Raw genomic sequence first — 22,705 nt, 5'->3', positions numbered from 1 at the left:
AAAACAGTAATGACATGGTTGCAAATGGGGTTATTCTGGGTACCATCAGATTTGCGCTTCCTTTTAAAAAGCGGTGGAAAAGTGCGATTCCCCTCTTGAGAGGGGCGGAGGGGTGTGTTATGCACGCGCAATGAAACGCGGAAAAACACACCCCTGCCAACGCACCTCCTACCGCGCCCCCTCTCGAGAGGGGAATAAAAAATACGCTTGATAATCAGCATATTATAATCATGTCATTATAAGTATCCATCAGGATGATCCTGAAAAAAATGGGGATGACGTGCAACGAAATATAGTTAAACCAAAGTCCAAAACTACCGTCATTGCGAGGCACGAAGCAATCCCAAACTATGTGGGACTTAGCATGTCGGGGATTGCTTCGTGCCTCGCAATGACGGAGTAAGCTCAATGCCATTCTTCCCTATAAACAAATTTGGGCATTTGCCAGTTGTATTTGATAGATAGCAGGCGCAACGCGAGGCCAATGATACAAGCAATTACAATGGCAACCGCATCGCTGGCGCCCAAATATTCAATCCCTAAGTAAACAGCCCCGGTAACTATCGATGCGCTTGCATAAATCTCCTTGCGGAATAGTAAAGGGACCTCGTTACAAAGCACATCGCGCAGTACGCCGCCGGCGCAGCCCGTTATCATTCCGCTTAATAATACAATAGTAGCCGGCAGGTTTATTTGCTGCGCTATCTGGCAGCCTATAATGGTAAATACTACCAAACCCAGCGCATCAAGGTATAGGAATAGCGTTTTCATTTTGGTCATTAGGCGGGCTATAACGGCTGCCAGTATCGCTGCGCCGGCGGTTATCACCAGGTATTCGGGATGCTCAACCCAGCTCATGGGATAGTGGTTAAACAGGATATTGCGTACGGTGCCGCCGCCTAAGGCGGTTACCCAGGCGATGATGCAAACGCCAATCCAATCCATATCCCTGCGCCCTACCGATAGGGCAGCGGTCATGGCTTCGGCAATAATGGCTATGATGTATAGTATGTGTAGCATGGCAGGCAGGTGTTTAACAAATATAGCTAATTTGTTTTCTATCAAAAAGCCAAGATTCTTTCTCTCCAGGGCAAACGCATCCAAATAGCTAATGGAATGAGCGATATAAGCATCAAACCACACCGTGTTTTTATTGGCGGAACGTGGTTAAATGATCCGGCTACCGAAGGGACTTGTATTGGCCAGCAACAGGCAAAAGTATCAGAATGCGCCTAAATTGCGCTCAGTTTCGTGTTAACCATGAAAAAATATAAAATATTGATTATTAAATATTTATAATTATTTTATCTAAAATGTGTTAAGTTATGTTAACCCAATCAGATGCGTTTGCCCAGTCTTCCTACCCCTTCAGAGGTTCAGGGCCCATCCAGTTTTTTCCATCTACGAAGCGGGAAATCATCATCGCGGCCACGGTATCGCCGGTCGCATTTAGCAGGGTAGCCATGGGGTCGACCAGTGTACCTATGATCATAGCCGGAGGTAAAGCCTCTGGCGGAAAGCCGTAGGCCGATATAAACAACAATTCGCCTATATAACCGCCATTGGGTATGCCGCCTTCAACCAGGCTTACCAGTACGGTTAAAGCCAGCGCTACTACAACGGTTTGTACGTTATTAAAGCTATTGCCGAAGAGTGCAAACACCACCGCCATTTTCACAATTGAGGATATGCTCGAGCCATCCTTGTGCAGGGTGCCGCCCAGTGGGATAGTTACATTGGCGATAACATCCCGGATGCCCATTTTTTTTGCGGCATCAAGGTTAGCCGGAATAGTTGCAATGCTGCTACAGGTGCCTACTGCCGTTGCCGATGGGATGATGTTATTTTTCCAGTACCTTTTTACCGCACCTACGCCGCCTGCTATGAAAGCATATAAGCTAAATATCACCACAAAATAAAACGCGCCCACGCCATAATACAAAGCCATCGAACGGGCGTAACCCCCAAATAGCTGCGGGCCGAATACGCCCACCTGGTAAGCAAAATAAGCCCCTAACCCAATAGGCCCCAGTTTCATAATCAGGATAAAAATATTTTTAAACACCTCATTACCGCTATGCAAAAAGCGGGTAAAAGCAGCGCCTTTTTCGCCGGCATTAAGTGTGGCAAAGCCTATCAGTACCGAAAATATGATCATGGCCATCATGCTTTTGCGCGATAGCAGCTGGTAAAACTCGCTGGTGGTAAAAAGATTGGTGAGCTGATCGCCTAACGGTTTTTTGTCAATCGCTTCAGTAATAGGATTGGCCACTAAATGCTGATGGATAGGGAAGATCCAGATGGCTATAATGGTCACCATGGCAGCTACCAGCACCGTACCAACAAATACCAGCGAGGTTATACCCAACAGTTTACCAAGCTTGTTTGTGGCATCCAACCCGGCAATGGCCGATGCAATGGCAAAGAAAACCAGTGGTACCACGGCGGTGAATAACAGGTTCAGGAAAATATCGCCTATGGGTTTAATAATACTTACCTTATCGCCTAAAAAAATGCCGGCAATACTGCCAACTATAATACCCGCCATCAGCAATATAATGCCCTTGTAGTTTTTGAACCAATCATTCATGTAGCTAATATAGTTTTTTACACGTATAAATTGGCATGTGGCGTACCTGCGTCAGGTTAATCGCGTTGGAACTTTTAAAACGTAAGCGCTATGCAAAAAGGTAGCCTCTACGAGGCAAAAAAAGATTTGTAAATATTGCTACAAACAGGTAGCCCCTACGAGGCAAAGCTTGCTCGCTAAAATGGGTCTTGTACTGAAATGAGTTTACATAAAAGGAAACGTTATCGTCCTAAGAACCTGTCTAAATTTGATTTAGATTACTTATGTATCATGTAAAAATCATTGCCGTTGACTTTAGTCAACGGAATAATGACTAAAAGGCGAATGGCTTTAGCCAAATTCCACTGAATATTTTGGCTAAAGCCAGCAACGGTACCTTCTGTTACCGTTGACTAAAGTCAACGGCAATAAACAAATCTCGTTTTTATACAGCTTTTAAAGAAAGTTTACAGTTTTAATAACCCTGCCTGTATTTACCGGTGGAAGTGTGCCTCGTAGAGGCTACCCGTTTGTAGCAACCAAAACAAAAAAATATTTTGCCTCGTAGAGGCTACCCATCATCCGATAGACAAACTTTTAAAGGCGATTCCCCCGGCACCCGCGTAACTTATTTTGTGGTGGCGCATCACATTCATGTACGATAACACATTTTATTATATTAGCAGCCAATTTATAACCAATGCAGATTGATAAGGCCGGGGAATTTATCCTGGATAAAATAAAAAGCGAACTCCCGGTACATTTTTACTACCACAATGCAACCCATGCACAGGATGTACACAATGCTGCTAAACGTTTAGCTTTAGGTGAAGGTATCGATTTGGCAGAAACTACTTTACTGCTTACAGCCGCCCTGTTTCATGATTCGGGTTTTTTGTGCGGGTTGGATGATCATGAAAGCAACTCCTGTAAAATAGCCCGCGAGCATCTGCCGGCCTTTAATTATACGGATGCCCATATAGCCGTTGTTTGTGATATCATTATGGCTACCAAAATACCCCAGAAACCGCATAACAAGCTTGGCGAAATTATTTGTGATGCCGATTTGGATTATTTAGGCCGGAATGATTTTTTTATCCTTAGTAAAAGGTTATTTTCGGAACTTGAAATAACCCATAAACTGAAAACAGAACAGGAGTGGGATAAGCAGCAGGTAAGCTTTCTGAAAAGCCACCGCTATTTTACCAAAACAGCTATCGGTTTAAGAGAAGCTGAAAAAGAAAAGCACCTGCATATAATAACTGAAAGATTAATATAAAGTACTATACATGACTAAACCGGAACATAGTTTATCTGAAATAATTAAGGATGTAGTAACCGTGATTATCGGGATTTTATTTTGCGGATTTGCCCTGAAAGGTTTTTTGGTACCTAACCAATTTTTTGATGGAGGAGTAACGGGTATATCCCTGCTGATTCATGAACTTTATCACATCAATATCGCATTTGTGATCATTGCTGCCAATATTCCGTTCATCATTATGGGAATGTTCCAGGTGAACAGGTCTTTTGCGCTCAAAACTTTTGCCTGCGTAATAGGGCTTGGGGTTTGCTTGTTGTATGTGCCTTATCCGGTTATTACATCCGATAAACTATTGGTATCCATATTCGGCGGTGTGTTTATGGGCCTGGGTGTTGGCCTTTCCATTCGTGGCGGCTGTGCGTTAGATGGGATTGAGATATTGGCGCTTTACACCTTAAAGCGCAGTAGTTTTACTATCAGCGAGATTATTTTAGGCATCAACATTATTATATTTTTAATAGCTGCGTTTGAACTTGGCCTGCCAACCGCATTATACTCCATTTTAACCTACTACACCGCATCCCGCACCATTAGCTTTGTAATTGACGGGCTGGAAGAATACACGGCGGTAAACATCATATCCGGCCAAAGCGAGATCATCAAGGAAAAACTGGTTATGGAACTGGGCCGGGGTATTACCATTTACAAAGGCGAGCGCGGCTTTCTAAAAGAAAGCTTTGATGTTCACCAGCCTGTCGATATCATTTTCACCGTAATAACTCGCTTCGAGGTACGCCGCCTCAAAAACCTGGTGCACAGCATTGATCCCAAAGCATTCGTATTCACCAACAGCATCAAAGAAGCGGCAGGTGGTGTATTGAAGAAAAGGGTACGAGAGCACTAAGATTTTAGTATCAAGTAGTAAGTAGTAAGATTTTTTGACCCGGTTTTTTGCAGCTGTCTTGATACTTACTACTTGATACTTACTACTCAAGAAACTACTTCATAAATCTCCACCGGCTTCGCTTTGTTCTTCAACGTCACTTCGCCAATTTTTTTGAGCTCGAAAGATTCTCTGGCTTTTTGGTAAACCTCTTCGGTAACCACAATCTGGTTGGCTTTTGCCACCCCCTGCAGGCGCTGGGCCAGGTTTACGGCATCGCCAATTACGGTATAATCCAGGCGTTTCAGGGAGGCAGAACCAATGTTGCCTGATATCATTTCGCCAGAGTTTATGCCGATGGATACGTCGGGTTTAAACGTTTTATCGCCGTAAACTATAGTTTCTGTGCTGTGCATTTTTTCGCGCACGGCAAGGGCTGCATCAATGGCACGGTCAAGGTGGTACTCTCCGCGGAAAACCGCCATCACAGCATCGCCCATAAACTTATCTATATGACCGGTTTGGGCAATAATTTCCTGCACCATCATATCAAAAAGCTTGTTTATTAAACTTACCACAGCATTGGCGGGTACGTGTTCGGATATGGCCGTAAAGCCGCATATGTCGATAAATAAAACAGTGGCATCAACAGTTTCGTTGCTCAGTAGGCTTGTTTCAAACTCCTTGTGGGTCATAAAGTTAAGCACATTTTCATCAACATACATTTTAAGAATGTTATTCTCCTTAATGGCTTGCATGGTTTTTTTCAACTCCAGCACGTGCATTAATGTCTTTTCGATGGTAATATCCAGGTCGTCGAAATTTACCGGCTTAACAACAAAGTCAAAAGCACCACGGTTCATGGCGGTACGAATATTGTCCATATCGCTGTAAGCCGATACCATTACAGCTTTTATAATAGGGTTGGCTTCGGGCAGTTTGGTAAGCAGCGTGAGACCGTCCATTTCGGGCATATTGATATCACTCAAAATCATATCAATCTCCGGGTCTTCGGCAAGTTTGGTTAGTGCTTCAAAACCGTTGTGGGCGAATACAAAATCATATACTTTTTCACGGATCTTTTTCCTGAATTTTTGTTTTATCAACAATTCCAGGTCCAATTCATCATCAACCACCAGTATTTTGGCCATTATTGTTCTATGTGTTTTAGTTTTTCTTTTAAATTATTAAAGTCAAGGGGCTTGGTTAAAAAGTCATTCGCCCCCAACTCCATTGATTTTTGGTAGTTTTCATCATCGCCATAGGCGGTTATCATCATGACCACCGGTGGTGGTTTTTCGTAGGTATGCCTTATTTTGTCGAGCAATTCCAGGCCCGTCATGCCGGGCATATTGATGTCGGATAATATCAGGATCACTTCAGAGTGGTTAACCGCCAAAAACGACATGGCTTCCTCGCCCGATTGCGCGAAGTTGAACTCGATTTCTCCATTTTTTATCTCTTTGCGAAAGCGTTGCAGAAACAACGGTTGTACATCGGCCTCGTCGTCAACAACAAGTATTTTCATAGTTTTATTCTCGTTTCAAATTTAGGTTTTGTATTGATTTTACAGGCAGCTAAAACGCCATTATTGCGGCTTTTTTGCCATTAATTGGCTTTCACATCCGGAATAGTGATAATAAACCGGGCAAACTCACCCTCGGCTGTTTCTACCTTCAAATCGCCGCCGTGCCCTTTTGTAATGATATCATAACTCATGGATAGGCCAAGGCCGGTACCCTGCCCCGTTGGTTTTGTGGTAAAAAATGGCTGATATATTTTGTCCAATACCTTTTGAGGGATGCCTGTTCCGTTATCGCTTACGGTAATTTCAACAGCGTTTGGTAATTTCCGGGTAACCACCGTTACAGTTGGCTCGTAGCCGGCAATATTTTGCTTTTTCTTTTCGGCAACCGAGTAAAAGGAGTTGTTAAACAGGTTTAGTAATACCCGCCCTAAATCCTGCGGAATAGCTTCAATTTTACCAATATTTTCATCGAAACTGGTTTTCATGCCCGCGTTAAACATTTTGTCTTTGGCCCGTAAACCATGGTAGCTTAAGCGCAGGTATTCATCGGCAAGCGCATTAATATCGGTTGGCTCTTTTTTACCTGTAGTGGTACGCGAGTGCTGTAGCATTCCCTTTACTATGGCATCAGCGCGTTTACCATGCTGGTTTATTTTGGTTAGGTTTTGGGTAATATCGTTTATAATATCATCCGCTTCCTGTTTAATATCGTCGGGCAGCTTGCTTAATACCTCATCTTTAAGTTCGTCCAGCAATTCGATGCTCACCTCACTGAAGTTGTTTACAAAATTAAGCGGATTTTGAATTTCATGGGCTATCCCTGCGGTAAGTTCACCCAGCGATGCCATTTTTTCCTGTTGCACCAATTGTGCCTGGGTGCTTCTCAGTTCGGATAGGGCGAGTTGAAGTTCTTCCTTCTGGCTGGTTAATTCGGCGGTACGTTGCTTTACTTCGCTTTCCAGGTTAACTTTCATCGCAGCCATCATGCGGTTCTGTTCCTCTTCGTTACGGCGTTTTATTCGTTCTGTTTCAAGCGCTTTAGCTTGCTTCCGGTTTATCCACCACATGGCAAAAAGCCAGAGCACGGTAAAGCCTACCGAGTTTTCAAAAAGGTCGTTATGATCATCGTAAAAGCCAGACGCAACAAGGCGTACCAGGTCGCTAAAAATTACGGCCACCGCAAATGGCAGCACCCAATTGATAATTGATCGATTTGCCTTAAACTCTTCTTTTGTAAAGGGTAACGATATAAGCCATGCTAAAAGAAGATGCCCAAACCACCTGATCAGCCCTTCTTTTTCAAGAAAAATGCTCCCCATCATTACGGCCACAGCGCCGTATAATACATACAAAAGATATTTATCCCATTCGCTGACGATGCCCCGGTCTTTTAAACTTTTGCGCAGCTGGGTTGTAAGAAATATGGTTACAGCAGGTTCTATTCCTATCATAAAAGAATCAAATTTTCAATTTGCGCCGGATGTTTAGGCAAACAGTTTTAAAACTAATATTTTATTTGCATTAATCAGCATTTAATAGCGAATTCAGCCGTATAGCTACATTACCAGGCTGTTTTTTTTATATGATCCGGGTGTTTGTCCGGTAATATTCCTGAATACGCGTGAAAAATAGGCAAGGCTCTCAAAACCTGTTTCGGCGGCTATTTCATAAAAAGGCATTTTGGTTGTGGTAAGCAACAGTTGCGCACGCTCAATACGCTTTGATTGGATGTAGGTTAAGGGCCGCTCGCCGGTATTCTCAAAAAACAGGCGCGAAAAATAATCGGCATTATGGTTGGCGCGTTTGGCCAGCTGGGTAACCGTAATGTTTTGGCGCAGGTTGGTTTGTATATAATTGATAGCATCAGATATTTTGGAGTGGATGATGCTTTTATCTTCCATCAAGAAAACATCCGGTTTTAAAAACATCGATACCAATTGCAAAAGTAAGCCGTAAGTTTCCATATAAGCCGAGGCATGCGTCAACTGGTTCAACTCCTCGAAGTTTTTTTGCACCGGCCGCTTCTCGTAAACTTTCGGATTGTAGGATATATACAAACTCCGGTTAGGGTTTAATTGCAGTATGCGTTTAAAACATGCCAGCGCATTATCGGCGGCTTTTAACTTAAATATTTTACGGTTTGATGAAAACAGCGAGGCGCCGTCAACAGATTCCTCGGCAAAGCAGATATAATACTGGCTTAAATAGTTGTCGCAACAATAATTGCAGGTGGTAAAACTCGGCACCAGGTATATATAGTCTGGCTCCAGTTTAATGCTGCTATCGGCATTATATAGCACGCCTTCTCCGCCGTCGATATAATACAGCCGGTAAAATGTACTGGTAACATTTTTGTAGTTCCAGTTTTTGTTTAGTTCTACATGGTCAATATTCAGTAAATTGAATGTTGATCTTAAAATGCTTTTGTTCATACCTATAAGGGAATGCAATTTAATAAATTAATCGTCAGATTAACCCGTAAAAGTCGGATTTGTGCAAATTGATGTGGCCTTTGTGAAATTTTTAATCCCTGGCTCCTCGTAGATTTATCCAGATTATCAAACCTGATAAATTGTATGATGCTGAGGTCTTTTTTAGTAACGTTGAGTGCCGTAATGGTAACAGGCAGCGGGTTGTTTTTTTATTCATCGGCTGTCGACTTGCCCGCCGATGTACAAAAAGCATACGATGCCTTGCCGCCAACGGTGGATTATAACATTGATGTAAAGCCGATACTATCCAATAAGTGCTTTGCCTGCCATGGACCCGATAAAAACAAGCAAAAGGCCGGTTTACGGCTGGACATAGCTGCAAATGCCTACGCCGAATTACCCGACGATATAGGCGTGGTTGCCATTAAACCCGGCGACCTGCAGCATAGCGAGGTGGTAAAACGCATTTTATCAACCGATTCAACCTACCTGATGCCCGCGCCCGAATCGCACCATACCTTGTCGGCTTATGAAAAGGCTGTCATTATAAAATGGATAAAAAACGGGGCTGTATATAAACCCCATTGGGCCTTTGTAAAACCTGTAAAGGCAGCCGTGCCCGTGGTTGACGGCGTTGTGAATAACCCTATAGATAACTTTGTACTGGCCAGGCTTAAACGGCAAAACCTGCTGCCATCTAAAGAAGCCAATAAAGAATTATTGTTACGCAGGCTTTCGCTCGACCTTACCGGCCTGCCGCCAACGCTGAAAGAGATTGATGATTTTTTAAAAGATGCATCGCCTAATGCCTATGAAAAACAGGTAGACCGCCTGTTGGCATCGCCCCACTATGGCGAAAAAATGGCGGTGGACTGGCTGGATGCCGCCCGTTTTGCAGATTCGCATGGGTACACGGTAGATAGGATAAGGGATATGTCGCCCTATCGCGATTGGGTGATCAAGGCTTTTAACAGCAACTTTAGCTACGATAAATTCATCCAGTGGCAATTGGCAGGCGATTTGATGCCGCACCCAACAAAAGATATGATCATTGCTACCGCCTTTAACCGCAATCACCAGCAAAATATGGAAGGAGGCGTTGTTGAGGAGGAATACCAAACCGAATATGTGATTGACCGTACCAATACCTTTGGCAGCGCGGTATTAGGCATGACCGTAGGCTGCGCCAAATGCCATGACCATAAGTTTGACCCGATATCGCAAAAGAATTACTACCAGTTGTTCAGCTTTTTTAACAACGTAAAAGAGGCGGGGCAAATATCATGGGATGATGCCTTGCCAACACCGACATTAATGCTGCCAACGGCACAAAAGGAAAAAATATTACAGTTTATTAATGACAACATCGCGCAGCAAAAAAACACCATTGCCCAAACAGAAAGTAAGGCTATTACTGATTTTGATAAATGGCTTGCCAATGGCGAGTATAAAAAACTGGCCACTGAAAAAATTCCGGCTAATGGCTTGCAGGCGAGTTTCAATTTTAATAAAGGCGACCTGGCAAGTAGCGTAAACCCTAAGGATATTGGCTCCATGAAACGCGAAGGCGGCCAGGCCGGCGATGCGCCTTTATTTGAGGCTAAGGGCGATGGCAAGGCATTGGCTTTAAATGGCGATACCTGGCTTGATTTGAATAAGATTGGCGTCTTCCGCAAATCGCAGCCCTTTAGCATCGGTATTTGGGTTAACATTCCTAAACAGTTAAGCGAAGGTGTTATTTTTCATAAAGGCAATTCCGAACGGCTGTACAATTTTAGGGGATATCATTTATACCTCAAAAATAATAAGCTGGAACTCAACATGGCCCACACCGGGCCTTCAAATGCAATAACCCTGGTTACGGTTGATGACGTGCCCCGCGACAGGTGGATGCAGCTTACGGCAACCTATGATGGATCGGCAAAGGCGGATGGTTTTAAACTGTACCTGGATGGCAGCGAAATGAAAATGGAAGCCACCATGGATCAGCTTACCAAGGATATTTTATTTATGGGCGATAGCCAGCCCGGGTTACAGGTTGGCGCCTGGGAACGAGGGCGTGGTTTTAAAGATGGAAAGGTAGACGATGTTGTAGTATACAACCGGATCCTTACCGCTTTCGAGGTGAAAATACTGGCCCAAAAGGATAGCTGGCAGCAGGTGGCTGCAAAAAGCAAGGATGCCCTGGGTGCCGATGATATTGGTAAGCTAAAAGCCTACTATCTTACCGTCGTTGACCCGCTGATGCTGGCCGAAACAAAAAAGTTAACCGCTTTGCGCACCACTTTATCAGATTCGACCGAAAATGTGGCCGAGTTGATGGTAATGCAGGAAATGGCTAAGCCTAAAAACTCATACCTGCTTAACCGCGGCAATTACGATATGCCCGGCGAACAGGTTTTTCCCAACACGCCCGAAGCTATACTGCCATTTGCTGCCGATTTGCCTAAAAACAGGTATGGCCTGGCACAATGGGCTACAAATACCGATAATCCGCTGGTAGCAAGGGTAGCGGTAAACCGTTTGTGGCAAAACTTTTTTGGAACCGGGCTGGTGAAAACCAGCGAAGATTTTGGCAACCAGGGCGAAATGCCCAGCCACCCCGAACTGCTGGACTGGCTGGCTACAACCTTTGTTGAGCAGGGCTGGGATATGAAAGCTTTGAACAAACTGATCGTGATGTCGGCTACGTACCGCCAGGATTCCTGGCCGGCTAAAGAGGCTGCCGAGAAAGATCCCGAAAATCGTTACCTGTCGCACGGCCCGGCGTACCGGATGCCTGCCGAGATGATCCGCGACAATGCCTTATTTGCCAGCGGGTTGTTAAATACCCAAATAGGCGGCAAAAGTATAAAACCATACCAGCCTGCCGGTTTATGGGAAATAAACAATACCACCTACACCCCGGATACAGGCCAGGCGGTGTATCGGCGTAGTTTGTATGTGATTGTAAAACGAGCTGTCCCCAACCCAACACTTGCTACTTTTGACGCGCCATCGCGCAGCTATTGTATTATCCGCAGGCAAAAAACCAATACACCGTTGCAGGCTTTGGTAACCCTGAACGACCCTACGTTTGTGGAGGCCGCCAAAGTTTTGGGCGAGCAAATGAGCCGAAACGCTGATGGTAAGCAAGCTATAACTACTGCCTACCGCAAACTAACCAGCCGAAGCCCGACGCCAGATGAAGTAAGCCTGTTGATGGCCCTACAACAGGTAGAACTCAAGAAGTTTAAAACACACCCCGAAAAACAAAAGGGCTGGCTTACCGCCGGCCAGTATCGGGTAGATAAAAAGCTGGATGGCGCTTTAATAGCCGCCAATACCGTAGTGGCCAGCGCCATTTTAAATTCAGATGCATCATTAACCAAAAGATAAAACATCCATGTCAGATTTTCACCATGATGAGGAATTCAGGCTGCATACGCCGGAATTTAATGAGCTTCACCGGAAGATGGACAGGCGTAATTTTTTAACCAAAACTTCGCTGGGTTTGGGCGCGTTGGCTGTTGGATCGTTGTTTGGCAATAGTGTTTTTGGCAGCGCGCTAAAACGCCCGGGCAGCCTGGAGGATGATATTTTGAGTGCCCTGCCGCAAATTGCACCGAAGGCCAAAAGGGTAGTATACCTGTTCCAGGCGGGCGGGCCATCACAATTTGAAACTTTTGATTATAAGCCTAAACTGGCTGCCATGCTTGGCCAAAACCTGCCCGATTCGGTGAGGCAGGGGCAAAGGCTTACCGGCATGAGCGCCAACCAGAGTGTGCTGCCGCTGGCACCATCATTTTGTAAATTTAACCGGCACGGCCAAAGCCAAACCTGGATGAGCGAATTGATGCCATATACCGCGCAGGTGGTAGATGAGCTGTGTATTGTAAAATCGCTGTATTCTGAAGCCATAAACCATGATCCGGCTATAACTTTCCTGCAAACGGGTAACCAGCTACCGGGCAGGCCATCGATAGGCTCCTGGATTAGCTATGGTTTGGGATCGGATAATCAAAACCTGCCTACTTTTATTGTACTGGTTTCAAAAAACGCACCTAAAGACCAGCCTTTGTACGCCCGGCTATGGGGTAACGGTTTCCTGCCATCCAAGTTCCAGGGGGTGCAGTTTGGTTCGGGTAAAGACCCTGTTTTGTTCCTGAATAACCCCGAAGGCTATGACGGGGCAGATAGAAAGGAAATGCTGGAATACCTGTCAAAACTGAACAACCTGCAAAACGCCGCGTATGCTGATCCGGAAGTTGATGCCCGCATAGCCCAGTATGAAATGGCTGCACGCATGCAAACATCGGTGCCCGAGGTGATGAGCACCGCCAACGAACCCAAAGAAATTTTTGACATGTACGGCCCCGATAGTAAAGACCCCGGTACCTATGCCGCCAATTGCCTGCTTGCGCGAAAACTGTTGGAAAAAGATGTGAAGTTTGTGCAGCTATACCACCAGGGCTGGGATCAGCATAGTAACCTGCCATCGGGTATAGCCGGCCAATGTAAGGCTACCGACCAGGCTACCGCTGCATTAATCAAAGACCTGAAACAACGCGGCATGCTGGACGATACCCTGGTGATATGGGGCGGCGAATTTGGCCGAACAGCATACTCGCAGGGAAAGCTAACTGCCGACAATTATGGCCGTGATCATCACCCGCGCTGCTTTACCATGTGGATGGCCGGTGCAGGTGTAAAACACGGCATCAGCTATGGCGAAACGGATGATTTTAGCTACAATATTGTAAAAGATCCGGTGCACGTACACGATTTCCAGGCAACGCTGCTGCACCTGATGGGCATCAACCACGAATTGCTTACCTACCAGTTCCAGGGGCGCCGTTTCAGGCTTACCGATGTGGAGGGGAAGGTGGTGAGGGATATATTATCTTAGTATCATTTTTAGTAGTAAGTAGTAAGTAGTAAGTAGTAAGTATCAAGTAGTAAGATTTTAGAAGGGTGAAGCCGCTGCCGCGAGCTTCCAGCTCGTGGTTAATCATGTTTGCAGCTTTCAGCTGCATTTGGTTGATTGTTTTTCTATCAGCTACAAGATCAGCATATCGAGATTAGCAATAAAGCGATAGAAGCTTGCGTCCTAAATTCATCTGAAAGTTGAAACTATATAGCCCACAGGAGCTGGTAATTGGCAGGTATATTTTATTTGTACATACAAATAAGAAATCAGATATTAGAACTTGTTTTAACCAATCGAATAGTGATGTAAAAGTCAGCCACATTAAGAAGCTGTTTTGCTACTAACTACTTGATACTATTTTATTAACCAATTAAACACCAATTGAAAAGCCGGCCGCGTTCCGCAGCTGTCTTGATACTTGATACTTACTACTTGATACTATTACATTATGGAAAGAAGGAATTTTATAAAAAACTCGGCCATCGCGTCGGCACTGGTGGCTGCTGCACCGGTAAATAGTTTTGCTATTTTGCACAAGGACTTAAAGCCAGATGACCAGACCATAGGGCAGGGTGGATACACCTACAAAGCCGACAAAGGCTGGGCAAAAATCAGTGTAAACAGCCATCCGCTGGCCAATTGCCACGAAATGGTGCAGGACAGTAAGGGTCGTTTGATTATGCTGGGCGACCATACCCAAAACAATATCCTCATTTTTGACAAATCGGGCAAACTGCTTGATTATTGGGGCACCGCATTACCGGGCGGCCATGGGCTAACCATCAGCAAAGAAGGGGGCGAGGATTTTTTACTGTTGACTGACTGCGGCTGGGCAGTTGATAAAACAGGCAACTCATACGGCCAATCGGGGCAGGTGCTTAAAACCACTGTTGATGGTAAGCTGATATTTGCCATTGGCCACCCACGTACCATTGGTGTTTATAAAGATAATGAACCCTTTAAACCAACTGAGACGGCGGTTGCCCCCAACGGCGATATTTATGTGGCCGATGGTTACGGATCGGATTATATTATTCATTACGATAGCAAGGGGCAGTATATTCGTCATTTCGGCGGGCATAATAATGCCAATAAGGATCATAACCTGGTGAACGCGCATGGCATCACGGTAGATACGCGCGACAAAAATAATCCTACGCTCATTTGTACCTCGCGCGAAGAAAACTGCTTTAAAGTATTTACCATGGATGGTAAATTCATTAAGCGTATCGATATGCCGGGCATGTATGTTTGTCGGGCGGTAATTGACGATCAGAATATTTACGCCGGTGTTTGCTGGAGCAAGGATGCCAGTGGCAACCGGTTTGATTATTCGGGTTTTGTAACCATCCTGGATAAAGACAATAAAGTGATATCAAACCCGGGCGGTGCCGCGCCTGTGTATAAGAACGGTGTTTTACAGCCTACTTTACAAGCATCAAACCGCATTTTTCAGCACGGTCATGACGTTTGTGTTGATGAAGATAAAAATGTTTATGTATGCCAATGGAATGCTTATCATACGGCTCCGGTGAAATTAACAAGGGTGTAAGTTAAACAGGTATATAGTCAATATCGTTGAATAATATGCCAATATGAATTCAATTTTAATTACCTGTTTTTAACAATCTTAGCTACCTTCAAACACCTTACTAAATTAATTTAGCTAACTATGATTAACAGTATTACCAAAACAAAATTAATTCCGTTTTTAATAACCGCGCTCATTTTAAGCGTAACCAATGTAAACGCTCAAAGCGTTTCAAAAAAACAGTTGCCGCTTTCAGAATTACAGCAAAAATTTGTCGACCTGCGTTTCGGGATGTTCATTCACTTTAATATCCCTACATACGAGAACGCCGACTGGCCTGATCCTGAAACACCCGCATCGGAGTTTAACCCTAAAAAACTGGATTGTGTGCAATGGGCAAAGGCAGCAAAATCGGCCAATATGAGCTATGGTTGTTTAACCACCAAACACCATAGTGGTTTTTGCATCTGGGATACCAAAAGTACCGATTACAATGTGATGAACAGCCCTTTGAAACGCGATGTAGTTAAAGAGTATGTTAAAGCTTTTCGGGATGAAGGCTTAAAGGTGATGCTGTACTACTCTATTTTAGATACACATCACAAACTGCGCCCTAATATGATCCAGCCAAGGCATATCGAGATGATCAAAAAGCAGATAACCGAGTTGCTTACCAACTACGGCCCGATAGAAGCTTTGATCATTGACGGCTGGGATGCACCATGGTCAAGGATATCTTATGACGATGTCCCTTTCCAGGATATCTATCAGCTGGTAAAATCATTACAACCAAACTGCCTGATGATGGATTTGAACGGCGCCAAATACCCGGGAGATGGTTTATATTATACCGACATTAAAACTTATGAAATGGGCGCCGGTCAGCGTTTGTCAAAAGAAACCAATAAAATGCCGGCCTTGGCTTGCCTGCCAATACAGGCTAACTGGTTTTGGAAAACAGACTTCCCAACAACACCAATCCGCGATGTAAATAAATTTGTTAATGAAACCCTGGTCCCGCTTAATAACGCCAGCTGTAATTTTATCCTGAACGTTGCGCCAAACACCGACGGTTTAATGGACGATAACGCGCTTGCCGGTTTAAAACAAATAGGGCAGCTATGGAAAAACGAAGGCCCGGTAGGCAAATTGGGCGAAACAGGCCCGCCGATAGTATCGCACAACCTGGCTAAACACGCGCCGGCCAACTCAAGCTGGAGCGATGACTCCGAGATTATGGATTTTGCCAACGATGATGATTTTAGCACCGTGTGGCAGTCGAACCCAAGGGTAAAAAATCCATGGTACGAGGTTACTTTAAAACCAGGTCAGCCTTTTAACACGGTTGTGATATTTGAACGCAAACCCAACATTAAAAAATACAAGCTGGAATACCTTGATGGTGCCACCTGGAAAACATTATTTGAAGGCGAGAACCTAAGCCGCGTTAAAGTAAACCGCTTTGCCCAGGTAAAAGGCGACAAAGTGCGGATGTCTATCGAAACCTACGATAATGCGCCAAGTATAGCGGAATTCCAGGTTTATAATGAACCGAAATTGTAGATGTGCAGATTTCAGATTACAGATGTGCAGATGATGTTTGAAGGATTAGTTTGCAAATTTCAGATTTACAGATGATTATAAAACGATTGCCTCATACCAAATACATGAGGCAATTTTTGCTTTTTGAACATCTGCACATCTGTAATCTGAAATCTGCACATTTTTCACTTCATTTGTAAATGCACTTCATCTATCCGGCTTTTTTATTTGCATTACTTACGTTAGCTATCCCGGTTATTATCCACCTCTTCAACTTTCGGAAGTTTCAGAAGGTTAATTTTAGCAATGTTCAGTTTTTAAAAGAGATACAGGAGCAACAGTCGTCCCGCCATAATTTGAGGGAGCGTTTGATTTTGGCTTCACGGTTATTGGCTTTGTTTTTTTTGGTGCTGGCTTTTGCAAGGCCTTTTATCCCGGGTCAAAATTCTGCAGGTGCGGGCAGGCAAAATGTAGTGAGTGTTTTTGTTGATAATTCATACTCCATGCAAACCCTTAACCGCGAGGGTTCATTATTGGACGATGCCAGGCAAAAAGCCAAAGAGATAGCGTCGGCATACAATATAAATGATCGTTTTCAATTGCTTACGCAGGATTTTGAGGGCAAGCATCAGCGCCTGCTCAGCCGCGATGAGTTTAATGACGCGGTAGACCAGGTAAAGATTAGCCCACAAAGCCGAAAATTGCAGGAAATTATCGGCAGGCAGCAAAGTTTACTGTTAGCCCGGCCCGGCACTACAAAAGCTGCCTATATTATATCCGATCTGCAGAAAAATATGGCTGATAAGCCGCTGAAAGCCGATAGCAGTATCGCTTACAGTCTCATCCAGCTTAAAGCCGGTAACCTGTCAAACGTAACTGTTGATTCTGTTTGGCTGCTCAGCGCCATCCATCGGCCCGGCGAAAGTGAGAAGCTGGTGGTGTGCCTGCACAATTACGCCGGAGAAAAGGCAGAGAAGATCCCTTTAAAAGTATTAATTAATGGCGAGCAAAAGGCACTGGGCAGCTATACCGTTGCTGCACGCGCTGTACAAAACGATACCTTGTCGTTTATGGGCCTGCAGGCAGGCTGGCAGCAGGGCGAAGTGCAATTACAGGATAACCCCATTACCTTTGATAATAAATTCTATTTCAGCTTTAACGTGGCACAACAGATGCCTGTTTTGCTGATTGATGCAGGCATAGCCAACCCATATCTGAAAGCCGTTTTTGCAGCCGATGCTTTTTTTAAAACCAGGAACGTGCCTGAGGGTAATGTTGATTATGGGGCTTTAAGTACTTATCCTTTAATTGTGCTAAGCGATATTAAAGCGATATCTACCGGATTGGCGCAGCAACTGAAAACTTATGTTTCCAAAGGTGGCACCCTGGCGGTTTTTCCCTCTGCCAATGCCGACCTGGCCAATTACCGGCTGTTCCTGCAAGGGATGAACGCCGCTTACCCCGAAAAGTTAATAACCGAAGCAAACAAGGTATCCGGCCTTAACCGCCAAAGCCCGGTATTCAAAAATGTATTTGAAAGTTTTCCTCAAAACCCCGATTTGCCGGTGGTAAAAAAATATTATCAGTTAAGTGCTGCCCATGGCGTTGCCGATAACCTGATGACGCTTACCGGCGGCCAAACTTTTTGGGCCGGCTATAACAGCGGCAAAGGCAAAGTTTATGTAGCTGCTGTTCCCTTAGATGAAGAATTTAGCAATTTGCCACGGCATGCATTATTTGTGCCGGTATTGTTCAGGATAGCTTTATTAAGCGGTCATGACCTGCCGCTTTTTTACACTTTAGGGCAGGATGAGGCTTTAGAGATTCCGCCGGTGCAAATCGCCGAAAAACAATTGCTTAAATTGAGCAAGGGGGAACAAAGTATTATACCAGATGTAAGGCAGCAGGAGGGTAGCACGTTGTTGTATGTATCCGATCAATTACATGAACCCGGCATTTATACTTTAAAAAAACAAGACAGCACCCTGGCGGCGCTGGCTTTTAACGATAACAGGAGCGAATCGGATATGAGTTACCTCGACGCCGCGGCTTTAAAAGAAATTATGCCAAAGTCAAGCGCCTTAATTACAGGAGGTAACGCCTCATTAAAAGGTATTGTTGCCGAAACAAATTTAGGTACACAATTATGGAAACTTTGTATAATTTTGGCATTGATTTTTCTGGCTGCCGAAATTGTGCTCATCAGGTATTTTAAACCGGGTGTCGCGGTAGTAAAGCGACCGATTTAATCAACAAAAAATCCTTAAAGCGGTGCTAATGAATTTGCTTATCAAATCTGCCACTATCCTTGATCCCGGATCGCCCTTTCATCAACAAATTGCCGATATTTTAATTGAAAACGGAGTTATCACCCGTATTGCTGATGATATTGAAGCTGATGCTAAGTTAATTGAAGCAGAAGGCAAATACGTTTCGCCTGGCTTTTTCGATTTAAACTGCAACATAGGCGAATTGGGGTTAGAAACAAAGGAAGATATCACATCGGGTACGCAAGCCGCCGCCGCCGGAGGTTTTACCGGCGTGGCTATGATGCCTAATACCGCAAACCCGGTGCACTCCAAAGCCGAGGTTGAATACCTCATTAACCGTTCAAAAGGTAATTTGGTAGATGTTTACCCTTTAGGTACCATATCGCACAAGCGGGAGGGGAAAGACCTTGCCGAGATGTATGATATGTTCCTGAGCGGTGCCAAAGCTTTTACTGATGGTAACCGCCCCGTGCAGGATGCCGGTTTGATGGAACGTGCTTTACTGTATGCGCAAGGTTTTGATGCGATGGTATTCTCGTACCCCGAAGATACCGCTATTGCAGGCAAGGCCAAGGTGAATGAAGGCGAAATCAGTACCCTCTTGGGCATGAAGGGAATCCCCTCATTGGCCGAAGAACTGATGATAGCCCGCGACCTTTACCTGGCCGAGTATACCGTATCCAAAATACATTTCAGCACCATATCAACTGCCCGTTCTGTAGAGCTTATCAGGGAAGCCAAACGAAAGGGGCTGGAGGTAACCTGTGATGTTGCCGCACACCATTTGATACTTACTGATGAAGCATTATTGGGCTTTGATAGCCAATACAAGGTAAAACCACCCTTACGTACCAGGGATGACGTAAAAGCGCTGATAAAAGGCTTAAAAGACGGCACAATTGATGCTATTGTATCGCAGCATACACCGCACGAAATCGAATTTAAAGATGTGGAATTTGAAGTGGCAGCTTATGGTATGGTAGGTTTTCAAACTGTATTACCGCTTGCGCTTAAGGCCGGCTTGCCCGTTGAATTGCTGGTAGAAAAACTGGCTATCAATCCACGTGAAATACTTGGGGTAGCTGTACCTGTAATTGCCGAAGGTGAAAAAGCCAACCTGGTGCTTTTTGATATTGATGCGGAGTGGGAGTATAATAGTAAGAGCAACATGTCAAAATCAATAAACTCGCCCTTTATTGGCGATACTTTAAAAGGAAAAGTGCTGTTAACATATAACAACAAACAAATATCTAAATAGAAAAACATGATAGATCCAAAAATAGAAACTGCCTTCCAGGCGGCCTTAGAGGCATTTTCTAAATATAACAGCTTTGATGCAACAGTACTAACCGGCGATTTTGGGGATGTTTTTATATCCGATGAAGATTTCCTGACCAAAGTTGACGCTTTGGACGAGGTATTTGACAATAATCCACAGGTGGAAGCCTTGCGCGAGGTGTTTTTTGATTTGTTGATGATCAACTTTTTTAGCGCTGATGTTAAAAAGCTGGAAGAAGATTACCTGGATACCCCGGAGTGGGAAGATATTGAGGAACAAACTCTTGACCGTGGTACCGAACTGCTAAATATGCTCCTGTACCTGAATGAGTGCGAAGATGAAGATATTGAGCCCGAACTGGAAGACTATTTAAAAGAATTTTTGTTGGTTGATGAAGACGAGTTTCAGGATGAGTACCGCATTTATGAGCCTATAATAGCTAACCAGATATTGATGGAAAGCCCTGTTGAAGAAATTGCCAATGTAGCCAGCAGCCTGCCCGAAGATTCTGAGCTGGCCGAACTGTTTTACCCGGTAATGTGTTTTTTCCAGAATATCGATCCATCGCCGGAGGCAAAAGCTATTATAGCTGAAAACGCATTGGAAGCTGATTTCGATATGGCTGTTTTAGAGATCCTGATCAATTTTCAATAGGCAATTAGGTTGCCTTAATTACACGCAAGCATGAGCGAAGACATAAACAGAAGAATAAAAGTACAAGGATTAATCAACGGGTTGATTTTGGGGGGTGTGTTGTCTGTTGTAAGTATCATTTATTTTTATTTTATGATACTGGTGGCAAAAACAGCTGTTACAGTGACCGTTGGCTCGGTGCTGTTTTCGTATGTGTTGCCAATAGGGATAGCTATTTTGTTTTGCATGAGTCTCAGAAAAAAGATAGGAGGGTACTGGAATGTCCGGCAGGCAACAACCGGTATTTTTATCATGTTTTTTGCTTCGTACTTATTGGTGTTTATAATTAAAGACAATGTTTTTGCCAAAGTTATTGAGCCTGATATGCTGCAAAAAACTGAGACAGCAATGATTACCGCGTTAAATAAACTGAAAGCCGAAAATCCTGCAAATGCTAAGGATGTGGACGCTAAAATAAGCGACATGAAAAAAGCATTAGAGGGAGAAAAAAACATCACGGTAGGGCAGCAAATTCAATCATTAGGAATCAGCATTATATTCCTGTTTGTTTTAGCATTAATTTTCGCTGCGTTTTTTAAAAATGAACAGCAGGTATATAGTTCGGGAACTGGTGGCGCCTCGGTATAAGTAATAAATATATATGATTTTACAGGCCTTTCCTCACCCGGAAAGGCCTTTTTGGGTTTTATACTATAACCACCACTTGTGTAAGATTTACAAACAAGTACATTAAATAAATTTGGCCGCACCTCGCTGATTTATAAAATAATAGTTAATTTAGGGAAACAAAAAATAAACCTAAAATCTCATGGAAGTAAAAAAAGCGAGCCCATCCGCCCCTGCAATAAAATGGGCATTGATTGGCGTGGTAACATCAATAATACTTACTTACACTTTCGATTTATCGAATATCGATCCTAACTCAAAAATAAGATGGATAAGCTATATTCCATTTATCGCGTTTTTATGCCTTACACAAAAAGAGTATCGCGATCAGCTTGGCGGATATTTAACGTATGGTGAAGGTTTTCAGACCGGGCTTTTATACTCTGTTTTTATGGGGATACTTGCTGCAGTATTCACCTATCTATACTTCGCTATATTGAGCCCTGAAATGATTGAAAAAATACTCGCATCGTCAGAGGCACAATTGCAGGCAAAAAATATGCCTCAGGATCAAATTGATACAGCCATGTCCATGTCTCGTAAATTTATGAAACCTGGAATCATGGCTGTCTTTGGCTTGATAGGCACTATAATAATGGGCGTTATCATTGCGCTTATTACTGCAGCCATCTTCAAAAAAGAACGCCCCCCATTTCAGACTGCCGCATATGACGATTCGCAGCCTGACTCAACTGTGTAAAATGATGCAACTGATCTTATAACAATTCAACAGGCCTTTTCTGAATAAGAAAGGCCTGTTTTGCTTTCCAGATTATAGTGGGACATATACTTACTAACGAGGCCTTCAAAAAAATGCCGGGGATATCAATATAGAAAAGGCAGAAGGTAAAAGTTTTGCCACCTGCAATAAGAACCGCGGGTTATTATACCGGCGTTTTTTATACCCTGATATTGCTCCGACTTGTGAAAATTTATCGCTTACCGCACTATCTTCAGGACAGGAATGCAGTTTATTAAGGACCTGATTGCAGAATGACGAAAATAATGTATCCTAATATAGACAGTTTATGTACTTAAAATAAAAATAATAAATCGGGGGCTTATTATTTTTTTGCAATCAGCCTATTTTTTTAACTAAAATTATGCACGTAAGCCGCATGACCCTTGTTGATATGTTATTTTTTTGAATTTAAAAGTGCAACTTTTTGTTTTTGGCG

17 protein-coding genes are annotated in these 22,705 nt (G+C 43.8%); 11 read left to right on the top strand and 6 right to left on the bottom strand.

Annotated features, from left to right (window positions below):
• Positions 1-405: 405 nt before the first annotated feature.
• On the bottom strand, positions 406-1,020 hold the full coding sequence (locus tag BMX56_RS22555; RefSeq protein ID WP_090652052.1) for a trimeric intracellular cation channel family protein: 615 nt from the start codon (positions 1,018-1,020) through the stop codon (positions 406-408).
• Positions 1,021-1,360: 340 nt separating this feature from the next.
• Positions 1,361-2,590 carry a dicarboxylate/amino acid:cation symporter gene (locus BMX56_RS22550; protein ID WP_090651953.1) on the bottom strand — a complete coding sequence of 410 codons (1,230 nt, stop codon included), beginning with the start codon at positions 2,588-2,590 and terminating at the stop codon, positions 1,361-1,363.
• Positions 2,591-3,269: 679 nt separating this feature from the next.
• Between BMX56_RS22550 and BMX56_RS22545 the strand changes: the two genes are divergently transcribed.
• The gene (locus tag BMX56_RS22545) at positions 3,270-3,848 is read left to right on the top strand and encodes an HD domain-containing protein (RefSeq protein ID WP_090651952.1); all 579 of its coding nucleotides are present in this window, start codon (positions 3,270-3,272) and stop codon (positions 3,846-3,848) included.
• A 10-nt stretch (positions 3,849-3,858) separates the two neighbouring features.
• Positions 3,859-4,737, top strand: a complete 879-nt coding sequence (locus BMX56_RS22540; protein WP_090651951.1) for a YitT family protein — start codon at positions 3,859-3,861, stop codon at positions 4,735-4,737.
• Positions 4,738-4,823: 86 nt separating this feature from the next.
• Here BMX56_RS22540 and BMX56_RS22535 read toward each other — a convergent pair whose 3' ends face one another.
• The 4 genes from BMX56_RS22535 to BMX56_RS22520 form a co-directional block, all read right to left on the bottom strand.
• Positions 4,824-5,867, bottom strand: a complete 1,044-nt coding sequence (locus tag BMX56_RS22535; RefSeq protein WP_177183885.1) for an adenylate/guanylate cyclase domain-containing protein — start codon at positions 5,865-5,867, stop codon at positions 4,824-4,826.
• Positions 5,867-6,244 carry a response regulator gene (locus tag BMX56_RS22530; RefSeq protein WP_090651949.1) on the bottom strand — a complete coding sequence of 126 codons (378 nt, stop codon included), beginning with the start codon at positions 6,242-6,244 and terminating at the stop codon, positions 5,867-5,869. The genes BMX56_RS22535 and BMX56_RS22530 overlap by 1 nt, the downstream gene beginning before the upstream one ends.
• Before the next feature lie 80 nt (positions 6,245-6,324).
• Positions 6,325-7,695, bottom strand: a complete 1,371-nt coding sequence (locus BMX56_RS22525; protein WP_090651948.1) for a sensor histidine kinase — start codon at positions 7,693-7,695, stop codon at positions 6,325-6,327.
• A gap of 105 nt (positions 7,696-7,800) precedes the next feature.
• On the bottom strand, positions 7,801-8,676 hold the full coding sequence (locus tag BMX56_RS22520) for a helix-turn-helix domain-containing protein (protein ID WP_090651947.1): 876 nt from the start codon (positions 8,674-8,676) through the stop codon (positions 7,801-7,803).
• A 144-nt stretch (positions 8,677-8,820) separates the two neighbouring features.
• On the opposite strand from BMX56_RS22520, the gene BMX56_RS22515 reads away from it, so the two are divergent.
• From BMX56_RS22515 to BMX56_RS22475, 9 genes are all read left to right on the top strand, one after another.
• On the top strand, positions 8,821-12,054 hold the full coding sequence (locus BMX56_RS22515; protein WP_090651946.1) for a DUF1553 domain-containing protein: 3,234 nt from the start codon (positions 8,821-8,823) through the stop codon (positions 12,052-12,054).
• A gap of 7 nt (positions 12,055-12,061) precedes the next feature.
• The gene (locus tag BMX56_RS22510; RefSeq protein ID WP_090651945.1) at positions 12,062-13,564 is read left to right on the top strand and encodes a DUF1501 domain-containing protein; all 1,503 of its coding nucleotides are present in this window, start codon (positions 12,062-12,064) and stop codon (positions 13,562-13,564) included.
• 469 nt (positions 13,565-14,033) lie between these two features.
• Positions 14,034-15,137 (top strand): twin-arginine translocation signal domain-containing protein, encoded by a 1,104-nt coding sequence (locus BMX56_RS22505; protein WP_218152470.1) that lies wholly within the window; start codon positions 14,034-14,036, stop codon positions 15,135-15,137.
• A 120-nt stretch (positions 15,138-15,257) separates the two neighbouring features.
• Entirely contained in the window at positions 15,258-16,679 is a 1,422-nt protein-coding gene (locus BMX56_RS22500; protein WP_090651943.1) for an alpha-L-fucosidase, read from the top strand.
• A gap of 179 nt (positions 16,680-16,858) precedes the next feature.
• Positions 16,859-18,907 (top strand): BatA domain-containing protein, encoded by a 2,049-nt coding sequence (locus BMX56_RS22495; protein WP_090651942.1) that lies wholly within the window; start codon positions 16,859-16,861, stop codon positions 18,905-18,907.
• Between the two features lie 28 nt (positions 18,908-18,935).
• Positions 18,936-20,186 carry a dihydroorotase gene (locus BMX56_RS22490; protein WP_090651941.1) on the top strand — a complete coding sequence of 417 codons (1,251 nt, stop codon included), beginning with the start codon at positions 18,936-18,938 and terminating at the stop codon, positions 20,184-20,186.
• Positions 20,187-20,192: 6 nt separating this feature from the next.
• Positions 20,193-20,861 carry a hypothetical protein gene (locus BMX56_RS22485; protein WP_090651940.1) on the top strand — a complete coding sequence of 223 codons (669 nt, stop codon included), beginning with the start codon at positions 20,193-20,195 and terminating at the stop codon, positions 20,859-20,861.
• A gap of 30 nt (positions 20,862-20,891) precedes the next feature.
• On the top strand, positions 20,892-21,488 hold the full coding sequence (locus BMX56_RS22480) for a DUF4199 domain-containing protein (protein ID WP_090651939.1): 597 nt from the start codon (positions 20,892-20,894) through the stop codon (positions 21,486-21,488).
• Positions 21,489-21,669: 181 nt separating this feature from the next.
• Complete coding sequence (locus BMX56_RS22475; RefSeq protein ID WP_090651938.1) at positions 21,670-22,227, top strand: DUF4199 domain-containing protein; 558 nt, start codon at positions 21,670-21,672, stop codon at positions 22,225-22,227.
• Positions 22,228-22,705: the final 478 nt, after the last annotated feature.

The organism is Mucilaginibacter sp. OK283 (assembly GCF_900110415.1).
GTDB lineage: Bacteria > Bacteroidota > Bacteroidia > Sphingobacteriales > Sphingobacteriaceae > Mucilaginibacter.
This window is presented reverse-complemented; position numbering and strand designations above follow the sequence as displayed.